Consider the following 12,384-nt stretch of genomic DNA (forward strand, 5'->3'; position numbering starts at 1 on the left):
TTTTGTCCCTTGTGGATGAAGAAAGCGGGGATTGTACATGATGGGCCTTGACGATCCCCAGAAATAAAAAAGGCCGGTTAAACCGGCCTTTTAGCATAGATGCTTTCTTACTTCTCGTTGAGACCGAGTTTTTTCTCCAGATAGTGGATGTTCGTCCCACCATTCTGGAAGTGCTCGTCGCTCATGATGCGCATCTGCAGATCAACGTTGGTTTTGATACCGTCGATGATTAGCTCCTGCAGGGCGTTCTTCATGCGGGCAATCGCCACGTCACGGTTTTCGCCGTAGCAGATAAGCTTACCGATCATTGAGTCATAGTACGGCGGTACGGTGTAACCGGCGTAGATATGAGACTCCCAACGCACGCCAAAGCCACCCGGCGCGTGGAAACGCGTGATTTTACCCGGGCTTGGCAGGAAGGTATTCGGGTCTTCGGCGTTGATACGGCACTCGACCGCATGGCCTTTGACCACTACTTCTTCCTGTTTGATGGACAGAGGCTGGCCGGCAGCGATACGCAGCTGCTCTTTGATCAGGTCAACGCCGGTGATCATTTCGGTAACCGGGTGTTCTACCTGAATACGGGTGTTCATCTCAATGAAGTAGAACTCACCGTTTTCGAACAGGAATTCGAAGGTACCCGCCCCGCGATAGCCGATGTCGACACACGCTTTGGCACAACGCTCGCCGATGTAGCGACGCAGTTCCGGGGTAATGCCCGGTGCTGGTGCTTCTTCGACCACTTTCTGGTGACGACGCTGCATGGAGCAGTCACGTTCTGCCAGATAGATAGCGTTACCCTGACCGTCAGCCAGCACCTGAATTTCGATGTGGCGTGGGTTTTCCAGGTATTTTTCCATGTACACCATGTCATTGCTGAAAGCTGCTTTCGCTTCCGCTTTGGTCATGGAGATGGACTGTGCCAGTTCAGCGTCGCTGCGCACTACGCGCATACCGCGACCGCCGCCGCCGCCGGACGCCTTGATGATCACCGGGTAGCCAATGCGTTTAGCATGAGCACGGTTTGCATCCATGTCGTCAGTCAGTGGGCCGTCAGAACCTGGAACGGTTGGAACACCGGCTTTTTTCATCGCGGTGATTGCAGACACTTTGTCACCCATCAGGCGGATGGTGTCAGCTTTCGGGCCGATGAAGATAAAGCCAGAGCGTTCAACCTGCTCAGCAAAGTTGGCGTTCTCGGAGAGGAAGCCATAACCCGGGTGAATTGCCACCGCGCCAGTGATTTCAGCGGCGCTGATGATTGCCGGGATGTTCAGATAGCTTTTTACGGACGGAGCCGGGCCGATACAGACCGTCTCATCCGCCAGCAATACGTGTTTTAAATCGCGATCCGCGCTTGAGTGCACAGCGACAGTCTTGATGCCCAGTTCTTTACAGGCACGAAGAATACGCAGTGCGATCTCGCCGCGGTTGGCGATAACAATTTTATCCAGCATGTTCGCCTCGTTACTCGATGACGACCAGCGGCTCGTCAAATTCTACCGGCTGACCACTTTCGACCAGAATCGCCTTCACAGTACCTGATTTGTCTGCTTCGATCTGGTTCATCATTTTCATGGCTTCAACGATACACAGGGTATCGCCTACGTTGACTTTCTGACCCACTTCGATGAACGCCTTCGCGTCCGGGCTCGGGGTGCGGTAGAAAGTACCAACCATTGGGGAACGTACGATGTGACCACTGATTTCTGCAGCAGCGGCAGGTGCGGCTTCAGTTGCGGCTGGTGCAACGGCTGCAGAGAGCGCAGGCTGCTGCACTGGCGCAGCATAAGCTTGCTGCATTACCGGGAAGCTAGCGGCTGGGGCTGCACGGCTGATGCGTACAGACTCTTCGCCTTCAGAAATTTCCAGTTCGGAGATGCCTGATTCTTCAACCAGCTCGATCAGTTTTTTAATCTTACGAATATCCATGAGTGGGTTCCGTACTCTTGTTTAGTGTGATTGTGACAGGCGTTTTACCGCTGTCTGTAAAGCGTATGAATAACCGTCTGCGCCCAGTCCGCAGATAACGCCAGCGGCGATATCCGACAGATACGAATGGTGGCGGAACGGCTCTCGGGCGTGCACGTTGCTGAGGTGGATCTCGATAAACGGGATACTCACCGCCAGCAGTGCGTCGCGGATAGCAACACTGGTGTGCGTAAACGCGGCCGGATTGATCAGGATATAGTCCACAGTGTCTTTAGCCTGATGAATACGGTCGATGAGTGCGTACTCCGCGTTTGACTGAAAATGATCCAAATCCACATTCAGTGACGCTGCTTCCGTGCCCAAACGGTTAACAATTTCACTCAATGTCAGCGTGCCATACTTCTCTGGCTCACGGGTGCCGAGCATGTTCAGGTTCGGTCCGTTTAAAACTAAGATTCGGAATTTTTCTGCCATTGTGTCGCTATCTCCTGCGAATCTCGGGTAAAAACCAAAATATACCTTTGAAACGCGAAAGTCACCTGATGACTTTCCTAAAATGCATTCAGGAAAACCAAAGTCGCACATTATAACGATTTCGTAGCATTTGGCAGCTAAATACTGGTCTTATCAGGGAAGATTATCAACCGCTATCCGAAAAAGAATGGCGGTTGATAAGTAATCTGCGGGAAAACGCACAGTTTCGCGAACTATCGCAACCACTGGCGGAACTTCTTGTAACGCCATGCTAAAAGCGCCAAAGCCAGCAGCGCGTAGAGGATGGGCTGAGGCGAGAGGATCTTCACGGACCACAGATAATGGATGGGTGCGAGGATCGCGACAAGATAGACGAAGTTGTGCAGCAACTGCCAGCGCTTACCCAGTTTTCGCTGCGCATATTGCGTGGATGTCAGCGCTAATGCCAGTAACACCAGCCAACTGACAATGCCCAGCGTCAGATAAGGACGCGTGACCAGTTCGCGGCTCAGCAGTGCCAGGTTGTTAATCCCCAGTTCCAGCAGCGCGTAGCTGGTCAGGTGCAACGTGGCCCAGGCAAAACACCATAGCCCTAAAAGCCGACGTGTGCGTATCAATAATGGCTGTTTAGCGTAGCGCGCCAGCGGCGAAACCAGCAAGGTCGCCAGTAAAAATTTCAGAGCCATCCGACCGGTAAAGTGCTGGATATCTTTGGCCGGATCGGCACTAAAGAGCCCCTGGCTGGCGGCCCAGAACAACCAGATAAAAGGGAGCAACCCGGCTAAATGCAGCAGCACTTTCAGCCAGGTTACCTGTTTTGCCGTTAAACGCACTCAGAAGTTCTCCCGTAAATTGAGGCCATGGTAGAGCGACGCCACTTCATCCGCATAGCCGTTAAAAAGCAGCGTGGGCTGACGCTTCACATCCAGCGCCCCGCCGGAACCGATAAACCGTTCCGTCGCCTGCGACCAGCGTGGGTGATCGACATGTGGGTTCACGTTGGCGAAGAAACCGTATTCGTCCGGCGCGGCGAGATTCCATGTTGTGGGCGGACGCTCACGGGTGAGCTTAATACTGACGATCGATTTAATGCCCTTGAAGCCATATTTCCACGGTACCGTTAGCCGGATGGGGGCGCCGTTCTGCGGCGGGAGCGCTTTACCGTAAACGCCGACGGTCAGAAGGGTAAGAGGATGCATGGCTTCGTCAAGGCGTAATCCTTCAACATAAGGATACGCAAGCCCACCGCCGATGAACCGGTCCTTCTGGCCTGGCATCTCGTCCGGGGCATAACGCGTCTGGAATGCGACATATTTCGCATTGCTGGTGGGTTCAACCATTGCCAGCAGCTTATGCAGCGGAAAACCTACCCACGGTACCACCATCGACCAGGCTTCCACGCAGCGCATACGATAGATGCGTTCCTCTAACGGGAAACGGGTGGTGAGATCGTGGTGATCCAGCGTTAAGGGTTTTGCCACTTCGCCGTCAATTTTCAACGTCCACGGATCGGTTTTCATGCTGCCTGCATTGGCCGCAGGATCGGCTTTATCAAGCCCGAATTCGTAGAAGTTGTTATAACCGGTGACTTTATCTTCCGGCGTGAGCGTCAGTTTGTTTTGCCACTCGGCAGGTTTCGTAAAGGTGAGCGGGGCACCGGAAGGGGCTTTTGGCCGATCGTTGCCTTTAAACCAGTCGAGCAAATCAGCGTGAGCCGCAGGTGTGAGCGTCAACGCGGTGGCACTGATGCCAAGCATTTTCAGGATCTGGCGGCGCTGTAACATAAAGACAGATTCGGACGTTACGTCGGCTTCCGTCAGTTTTCGGGTTTTCATGGCATCCTCCGTCATGCGTTTTTCTAAGCATGACGGAGGAGAAGGATTAGCGCGAATATGTCACGAAAATTTGAAGATTAGGCAATTTTTACCAGCGCGCGGCCATGGAACTGATTATCCATGATCTTACCGGCATATTCCGGCGCCTGGCTGAGGGCGATTTCGGTTGCACTCTGCGTGAAGAAGGACTCAGGCAGGTCGCGTACCAGACGCTCCCAGGCTTCTGCACGACGGGCCGCCGGAGTCATGACGGAATCCACACCCTGCAGGCGCACGTTACGCAGGATAAAGGGCATAACGGTGGTTGGCAGGGCAAAACCGCCCGCCAGACCGCAGGCCGCCACGCAGCCGCCGTAGTTCATCTGCGCCAGCACTTTTGCCAGCACGTTATTTCCGACGGTATCCACCGCTCCGGCCCAGAGCTGTTTTTCCAGCGGACGGGTTTCGGCAAATTCGTCGCGGCCAAGAATGCGGCTGGCACCAAGCTGACGCAGGTAGTCATGGGTGCTTTCACGGCCTGAGACCGCGACGACCTGATACCCCAGTTTGTGCAGTAAAGCCACCGCCGTGCTGCCAACGCCACCGCTGGCCCCGGTCACGACTATCTCGCCTGACTCAGGGCGGATACCGGCATCTTCAAGGGCCATAACGCACAGCATGGCGGTAAAGCCTGCGGTGCCGATAATCATCGCTTTGCGGCCATCCAGTCCTGCAGGCATGGGCACCAGCCACTCGCCTTTCACCCGCGCCTGCGTTGCCAGCCCGCCCCAGTGATTTTCGCCGACACCCCAGCCGGTGAGCAGCACCTGCTGGCCGGCATGAAACCGCGGATCTTCGCTGGAATGAACGTGGCCTGCAAAATCAATCCCCGGCACCATCGGGAAATTTCGGATGATTTTACCTTTGCCGGTGATGGCCAGGGCATCCTTGTAATTCAGACTGGACCAGTCGATGTCGACGGTGACGTCGCCTTCGGGCAGACGGCTCTCATCAAGGGCTTGCACCGAGGCAACGGTATTGCCGTCCTGCTGTTCTAAGATCAAAGCCTGCATACAGGATCCTCACTATTCTGATGATTGGAAAATGCGTTCTGAAGACTATACTCGCTCAATGAAACGCTATGCCGATTTAACGCAATAAATTGCCAGATACACCAGGTTTGGTAGTATGGCGCATTTGAAATGCAAGTTAGCGCTTACTCGCTACCCATCAACCCACGGAGTAATCTCAAGGATGCGATTAACGACGAAGTTCTCAGCTTTTATCACGTTGCTGACGGGGTTAACCATTTTTGTCACGCTCCTTGGCTGCTCCCTGAGCTTTTATAACGCCATTCAGGACAAGCTGGTCAACCGGGTTGAGTCTGTTGCGTCAGTTATTGATACGCGTCTGATTACCACTCCGCTACCGGAACTCTCCCGCGAGCTGGATGAATTGATGGTACCGGTTGATATTGTGCAGGTCGACATCACGCAGGGAAAGCATCCGGTGTTAAGCCATCAGCGTCAGGGCAGCTATCGGCCTGCGGGCGTCGTGAGCCAGTATCGGGAAGTGAATGTCCATTCCCTTAAAAATCCGGGGATGACGATACGCCTGGTCTACCTCGATCCCATGGCCAGCTATTTCCGCTCGATGATGACCACCGCGCCACTCACCGTTGCCGTCGCCTTTATTGTCCTGCTGATTTTTCTTGCGGTGCGCTGGCTACGCCGTCAGCTCTCCGGTCAGGAGCTGCTGGAAAACCGCTCCGTGCGAATACTTAACGGGGAGCGCGGTCCGCAGGTGCGGGGGTCGGTCTATGAGTGGCCGTCCAGCACCAGCAGCGCGCTGGACACGCTGCTTTCAGAAATTCAGTTCGCCAGCGATCAGCGCAGCCGCATGGATACGCTGATCCGTTCCTATGCCGCGCAGGATAACAAAACCGGTCTGAATAACCGCCTGTTCTTTGATAATCAACTGGCCACGCTGCTGGACGACCCGGAAAAAGTGGGTACGCACGGGGTCGTCATGATGGTTCGTCTGCCGGATTTCGATCTCCTGCGCGATACCTGGGGACGCCGCGTGGCGGAAGAGAACCTCTTTACGCTCATCAATTTGCTGTCGACTTTTATTATGCGCTATCCCGGCGCGCTGCTGGCGCGCTATCACCGCAGCGACTTTGCGGTGTTGTTACCCCATCGCACACTTAAGGAGTCGGAGAGCATCGCCAGCCAGTTGCTGAAGGCGGTGGATGCGCTGCCGCAGAGCAAAATGCTCGACCGGGATGATATGGTGCATATGGGGATCTGCGCCTGGCGCGGCGGGCAGTCAACTGAACAGGTGATGGAGCATGCGGAAGCGGCAACCCGAAACGCGGTGCTGCAAGGGGCGAACGGTTGGGCGGTATATGACGATTCCCTGCCTGAGAAAGGGCGTGGCAATGTGCGCTGGCGTACCCTGATTGAACAAATGTTGAGCCGCGGTGGCCCCCGCCTTTATCAAAAACCGGCGGTGATGAAAAACGGCCATGTTCACCACCGTGAATTAATGTGTCGCATTTTCGACGGCACGGAAGAGGTTATTTCGGCGGAATATCTGCCGATGGTCCTGCAATTTGGACTCTCCGAAGAGTATGACCGTCAGCAAATTAGCCGACTGATTCCGTTTTTATCTTTTTGGCCTGAAGAAAGTCTGGCATTACAGGTGACCGTCGAGTCGTTAATTCGCCCGCGTTTTCAACGCTGGCTGCGCGATACATTAATGCAATGCGAAAAATCGCAACGCAAACACATTATTTTTGAACTTGCAGAGGCGGATGTTGGTCAACACATCAGCCGGTTACGTCCGGTGGTACGTTTGATCAATGCGCTGGGTGCGCGTGTGGCGGTGACACAGGCGGGCCTGACGCTGGTCAGTACCAGCTGGATCAAGGAGCTGGATGTGGAATTATTAAAGCTACATCCGGGGCTGGTCAGGAATATTGAAAAGCGCACGGAAAACCAGCTGCTGGTGCAGAGTCTGGTGGAAGCGTGTAAGGGAACGCGAACACAAGTATTTGCCACGGGCGTGCGCTCCAGAGGCGAATGGCAGATGTTGACAGAGCGTGGTGTGATGGGCGGTCAGGGGGATTTTTTTGCCGCCTCTCAGCCGCTTGACACCAATGTGAAAAAATATTTGCAAAGATACTCTGTTTGACCTGCCGTTTACGCTGTTTTCACGTAGAATATCGCGCCTGTAGCTTTGAGTATGACGAGCAAAAAGCCAGTGAACGACCTTTAGCGGGTTACAAATGAAAGTGAGGAACGCTACTGTGTACTCAGCCCTGAGGGAGTCAGGGGATGAATTTGTAACAGAAGGAAACGTACTGCACAAATTTTCACCGCAGCAGGTGATTTTTGCGCCTTGTCGCTGCTGCGTGTGGTTGGTAAAGTAAGCGGATTTTGTTTTCCGCCCCAGCTTTCAGGATTATCCCTTAGTATGTTGAAAAAATTTCGTGGCATGTTTTCCAATGACCTGTCCATTGACCTGGGTACCGCGAATACCCTTATTTATGTAAAAGGACAAGGCATCGTATTGAATGAGCCTTCTGTTGTGGCCATTCGTCAGGATCGTGCCGGCTCGCCGAAAAGCGTAGCCGCAGTGGGTCATGACGCGAAGCAGATGCTGGGTCGTACCCCAGGTAACATCGCCGCGATCCGCCCAATGAAAGACGGCGTTATCGCTGACTTCTTCGTGACTGAAAAAATGCTTCAGCACTTCATCAAGCAGGTTCACAGCAACAGCTTCATGCGTCCAAGCCCACGTGTGCTGGTTTGTGTGCCGGTCGGTGCGACCCAGGTAGAACGTCGCGCAATTCGCGAATCTGCTCAGGGTGCAGGCGCGCGTGAAGTGTTCCTGATTGAAGAGCCAATGGCTGCGGCTATCGGTGCAGGCCTGCCTGTTTCTGAAGCCACCGGTTCGATGGTGGTTGATATCGGTGGTGGTACCACTGAAGTGGCCGTTATTTCCCTGAACGGCGTGGTTTACTCCTCTTCTGTGCGTATCGGTGGTGACCGTTTCGATGAAGCGATCATTAACTACGTGCGCCGTAACTACGGCTCCCTGATCGGTGAAGCGACCGCTGAGCGCATCAAGCACGAGATCGGTTCTGCTTATCCGGGTGATGAAGTTCGCGAAATCGAAGTGCGCGGCCGTAACCTGGCGGAAGGTGTGCCACGCGGTTTTACCCTGAACTCCAACGAAATTCTGGAAGCGCTGCAAGAGCCGCTGACCGGGATCGTGAGCGCGGTGATGGTTGCGCTGGAACAGTGCCCACCTGAACTGGCGTCCGATATCTCTGAGCGCGGTATGGTTCTGACCGGTGGTGGTGCGCTGCTGCGTAACCTCGACCGCCTGTTAATGGAAGAGACAGGTATTCCTGTCGTAGTTGCAGAAGATCCACTGACTTGCGTCGCCCGTGGTGGTGGCAAGGCGCTGGAAATGATCGACATGCACGGCGGCGACTTGTTCAGCGAAGAGTAGTCATGGTGAAAGGGTAGCGAATCGCTACCCTTTCTCTCTGACACGAGAATACGCATAGCCTATGAAGCCAATTTTTAGCCGTGGCCCCTCGCTACAGTTTCGCCTGATCCTGGCGGTTCTGGTTGCGCTTGGTGTCATTATTGCCGATAGCCGCCTCGGTACGTTCAGCCAGATCAGAACGTACATGGATACCGCCGTCAGTCCTTTCTACTTTATATCCAATGGTCCCCGTGAACTGCTCGACTCCGTTTCTCAAACGCTGTCCTCACGTGACCAACTCGAACTTGAAAACCGGGCATTGCGCCAGGAACTGCTGCTGAAAAACAGCGAACTGCTGATGTTAGGGCAATACAAGCAGGAAAACGCGCGTCTGCGTGAGCTGCTCGGATCGCCGCTGCGTCAGGATGAGCAGAAGATGGTGACGCAGGTGATCTCCACCGTAAACGATCCTTACAGCGATCAGGTGGTGATCGACAAAGGTAGCGTGAATGGTGTGTATGAAGGTCAGCCTGTTATCAGTGATAAAGGTGTGGTGGGCCAGGTGGTCGCCGTCGCCAAACTGACCAGCCGTGTACTGCTGATCTGTGATGCCACCCATGCGCTGCCTATTCAGGTACTGCGTAACGATATTCGCGTCATTGCGGCGGGGAACGGCTGCACGGACGATCTGCAGCTGGAGCACCTGCCAGCCAACACGGATATCCGTGTGGGCGACGTGCTGGTCACCTCCGGTCTGGGGGGACGTTTCCCTGAAGGGTATCCGGTTGCGGTTGTCTCTTCTGTGAAGCTTGATACGCAGCGTGCCTACACCGTGATTCAGGCGCGTCCAACGGCGGGTTTACAGCGTCTTCGCTACCTGCTGCTGCTGTGGGGAGCCGATCGTAACGGTGCCAACCCAATGACGCCTGAAGAAGTGCATCGCGTTGCCAATGAGCGCCTGATGCAGATGATGCCGCAGGTTCTTCCTGCTCCGGATGCGATGGGGCCACCTGCGCCAGTACCCGCGCCGGCGACCGGGATAACGGATGCGCCGCCACCGCCTAAACTCTCATCCGGAGGGCAGTAGTGGCCAGTTATCGTAGCCAGGGACGCTGGGTTATCTGGCTCTCGTTTCTCATCGCGCTGTTGCTGCAGATAATGCCCTGGCCGGACGACATTCTTGTTTACCGGCCAAACTGGGTATTGCTCATTTTGCTCTACTGGATCCTCGCCCTGCCGCACCGCGTAAATGTTGGCACAGGCTTTGTAATGGGTGCCATACTGGATCTCATTAGTGGCTCAACGCTGGGTGTTCGCGCGTTATCCATGAGCATCATTGCATATCTCGTTGCACTCAAATTCCAGCTCTTTCGTAACCTCGCGCTCTGGCAACAGGCGCTGGTCGTGATGTTGTTGTCGCTTGCCGCGGATATCGTTGTTTTCTGGGCAGAGTTTTTAGTGATCAACGTCTCTTTCCGACCCGAAGTATTCTGGAGTAGTGTAGTCAACGGTGTGCTCTGGCCGTGGCTGTTCCTGCTGATGCGTAAGATTCGCCAGCAGTTTGCTGTGCAGTAAAAGGTTTCTATGACGTCTATCTATCTTGCCTCCGGTTCTCCACGTCGTCAGGAGTTGCTCACGCAGTTGGGCATCACTTTTGAACGTATCGTTACCGGCATCGAAGAAAAACGTGCTGAGGGTGAAAGTGCTCAGCAGTATGTTTCTCGCCTGGCGCGTGCGAAAGCGCAGGCTGGCGTTGCATGCGTGCCACGCGACCTGCCGGTGCTGGGGGCGGATACCATCGTTATCCTTAACGGTGAAGTGCTTGAGAAACCGCGAGATGCTGAGCATGCAGCACATATGCTGCACAAAATGTCCGGGCAAACGCATCAGGTGATGACCGCGGTGGCGCTGGCGGACAGCAAGCACGTGCTGGATTGTCTGGTGGTGACGGACGTGACCTTCAGAGTACTGACCAACGACGAGATCGCTGCGTATATTGCCAGCGGTGAACCGATGGATAAAGCAGGTGCATACGGTATTCAAGGGCTGGGTGGCTGTTTTGTCAGGAAGATAAATGGCAGCTATCACGCCGTAGTCGGCTTACCGCTGGTGGAAACGTATGAGTTGCTGAGCAATTTTAACTCACTGCGTGAGGGAAGGGATAATTATGACGGCTGAATTGTTGGTAAACGTAACGCCATCGGAAACCCGTGTGGCCTACATTGATGGTGGCATTCTTCAGGAAATTCATATTGAGCGTGAAGCGCGACGCGGAATAGTAGGCAATATCTACAAAGGTCGTGTCAGCCGCGTACTGCCGGGTATGCAGGCGGCTTTTGTAGATATTGGACTGGATAAGGCGGCATTTTTACATGCCTCCGACATCATGCCGCATACCGAGTGTGTCGCAGGCGAAGAGCAAAAGCAGTTTGCCGTACGCGACATTTCGGAGCTGGTGCGTCAGGGGCAGGATCTGATGGTGCAGGTGGTGAAAGACCCTCTTGGCACCAAAGGCGCCCGTCTGACAACCGACATCACATTACCTTCCCGTTACCTGGTCTTTATGCCCGGCGCGTCGCACGTGGGGGTTTCCCAGCGTATTGAAAGTGAAAGCGAGCGCGAGCGCCTTAAGAAAGTGGTTAGCGCCTACTGCGACGAACAGGGCGGATTTATCATCCGAACCGCCGCCGAAGGGGTTAGCGAAGAGGATCTTGCATCCGATGCGGCTTACCTGAAGCGCGTCTGGACCAAGGTGATGGAGCGTAAAAAACGCAACCAGACCCGCTATCAGCTGTACGGTGAGCTGGCACTTGCCCAGCGCGTCCTGCGTGATTTTGCTGATGCTCAGCTCGACCGAATCCGCGTGGACTCGCGCCTCACCTACGAAGCGCTGCTGGAATTTACCGCTGAGTACATTCCGGAAATGCCTGGCCTGCTGGAACATTACACCGGGCGTCAGCCAATCTTCGATCTCTATGATGTCGAAAATGAGATCCAGCGTGCGCTGGAGCGCAAGGTTGAACTGAAGTCCGGCGGCTATCTGATCATCGATCAGACCGAAGCAATGACCACCGTGGACATCAACACCGGTGCGTTTGTCGGCCATCGCAACCTGGATGACACCATCTTCAATACCAACATTGAAGCGACACAGGCCATTGCGCGGCAGCTTCGTCTGCGCAACCTGGGTGGCATTATCATCATCGACTTTATCGATATGAATAATGAAGACCATCGCCGTCGTGTGCTGCACTCGCTTGAGCAGGCGCTGAGTAAAGATCGCGTGAAAACCAGCATTAACGGCTTCTCACAGCTTGGGCTGGTGGAAATGACGCGTAAACGGACCCGTGAAAGTGTGGAACATGTGCTGTGTAACGAGTGTCCAACCTGCCACGGACGCGGCACCGTAAAGACGGTGGAGACCGTCTGCTATGAGATCATGCGTGAAATTGTCCGCGTTCATCATGCCTACGACTCCGATCGTTTTCTGGTCTATGCTTCCCCTGCGGTGGCTGAAGCGCTGAAAGGTGAAGAGTCGCACGCGCTGGCGGAAGTGGAAATCTTTGTCGGCAAACAGGTAAAAGTACAAATTGAGCCGCTCTATAACCAGGAGCAATTTGACGTCGTCATGATGTAAGACGCAGTTCGCTGCGTGAAAAAGCTG

Annotated in this window: 12 protein-coding genes; 6 read left to right on the top strand and 6 right to left on the bottom strand. The window is 54.5% G+C overall.

What is annotated here, in order from left to right; genetic code table 11:
- Positions 1-107: 107 nt before the first annotated feature.
- From accC to acuI, 6 genes are all read right to left on the bottom strand, one after another.
- A complete protein-coding gene (accC, locus tag AK59_RS0116370; protein WP_003860388.1) occupies positions 108-1,457 on the bottom strand; it encodes an acetyl-CoA carboxylase biotin carboxylase subunit in 1,350 nt (449 codons plus the stop codon).
- A gap of 10 nt (positions 1,458-1,467) precedes the next feature.
- Entirely contained in the window at positions 1,468-1,932 is a 465-nt protein-coding gene (gene accB, locus AK59_RS0116375) for an acetyl-CoA carboxylase biotin carboxyl carrier protein (RefSeq protein ID WP_013098992.1), read from the bottom strand.
- Between the two features lie 21 nt (positions 1,933-1,953).
- The gene (aroQ, locus tag AK59_RS0116380; protein WP_013098991.1) at positions 1,954-2,406 is read right to left on the bottom strand and encodes a type II 3-dehydroquinate dehydratase; all 453 of its coding nucleotides are present in this window, start codon (positions 2,404-2,406) and stop codon (positions 1,954-1,956) included.
- Between the two features lie 233 nt (positions 2,407-2,639).
- Entirely contained in the window at positions 2,640-3,239 is a 600-nt protein-coding gene (gene msrQ, locus AK59_RS0116385) for a protein-methionine-sulfoxide reductase heme-binding subunit MsrQ (RefSeq protein WP_029883263.1), read from the bottom strand.
- Entirely contained in the window at positions 3,240-4,241 is a 1,002-nt protein-coding gene (msrP, locus tag AK59_RS0116390) for a protein-methionine-sulfoxide reductase catalytic subunit MsrP (RefSeq protein ID WP_029883264.1), read from the bottom strand. It lies immediately after the preceding gene.
- Positions 4,242-4,318: 77 nt separating this feature from the next.
- Complete coding sequence (gene acuI, locus AK59_RS0116395; protein ID WP_023620881.1) at positions 4,319-5,293, bottom strand: acrylyl-CoA reductase (NADPH); 975 nt, start codon at positions 5,291-5,293, stop codon at positions 4,319-4,321.
- A 181-nt stretch (positions 5,294-5,474) separates the two neighbouring features.
- Here acuI and csrD point away from each other — a divergent pair, with 181 nt between their 5' ends.
- From csrD to rng, 6 genes are all read left to right on the top strand, one after another.
- Positions 5,475-7,415 carry an RNase E specificity factor CsrD gene (gene csrD / locus AK59_RS0116400; protein WP_013098987.1) on the top strand — a complete coding sequence of 647 codons (1,941 nt, stop codon included), beginning with the start codon at positions 5,475-5,477 and terminating at the stop codon, positions 7,413-7,415.
- A gap of 282 nt (positions 7,416-7,697) precedes the next feature.
- Positions 7,698-8,741 (top strand): rod shape-determining protein MreB, encoded by a 1,044-nt coding sequence (gene mreB, locus AK59_RS0116405; RefSeq protein ID WP_000913396.1) that lies wholly within the window; start codon positions 7,698-7,700, stop codon positions 8,739-8,741.
- Between the two features lie 61 nt (positions 8,742-8,802).
- Positions 8,803-9,807, top strand: a complete 1,005-nt coding sequence (gene mreC / locus AK59_RS0116410; RefSeq protein WP_013098986.1) for a rod shape-determining protein MreC — start codon at positions 8,803-8,805, stop codon at positions 9,805-9,807.
- A complete protein-coding gene (mreD, locus tag AK59_RS0116415) occupies positions 9,807-10,295 on the top strand; it encodes a rod shape-determining protein MreD (RefSeq protein ID WP_029883265.1) in 489 nt (162 codons plus the stop codon). The genes mreC and mreD overlap by 1 nt, the downstream gene beginning before the upstream one ends.
- Before the next feature lie 9 nt (positions 10,296-10,304).
- The gene (locus tag AK59_RS0116420) at positions 10,305-10,898 is read left to right on the top strand and encodes a Maf family protein (RefSeq protein WP_029883266.1); all 594 of its coding nucleotides are present in this window, start codon (positions 10,305-10,307) and stop codon (positions 10,896-10,898) included.
- Positions 10,888-12,357 carry a ribonuclease G gene (gene rng / locus AK59_RS0116425; RefSeq protein WP_014833490.1) on the top strand — a complete coding sequence of 490 codons (1,470 nt, stop codon included), beginning with the start codon at positions 10,888-10,890 and terminating at the stop codon, positions 12,355-12,357. The genes AK59_RS0116420 and rng overlap by 11 nt, the downstream gene beginning before the upstream one ends.
- Positions 12,358-12,384: the final 27 nt, after the last annotated feature.

Source organism: Enterobacter sp. T1-1, from assembly GCF_000710795.1.
GTDB lineage: Bacteria > Pseudomonadota > Gammaproteobacteria > Enterobacterales > Enterobacteriaceae > Enterobacter > Enterobacter cloacae.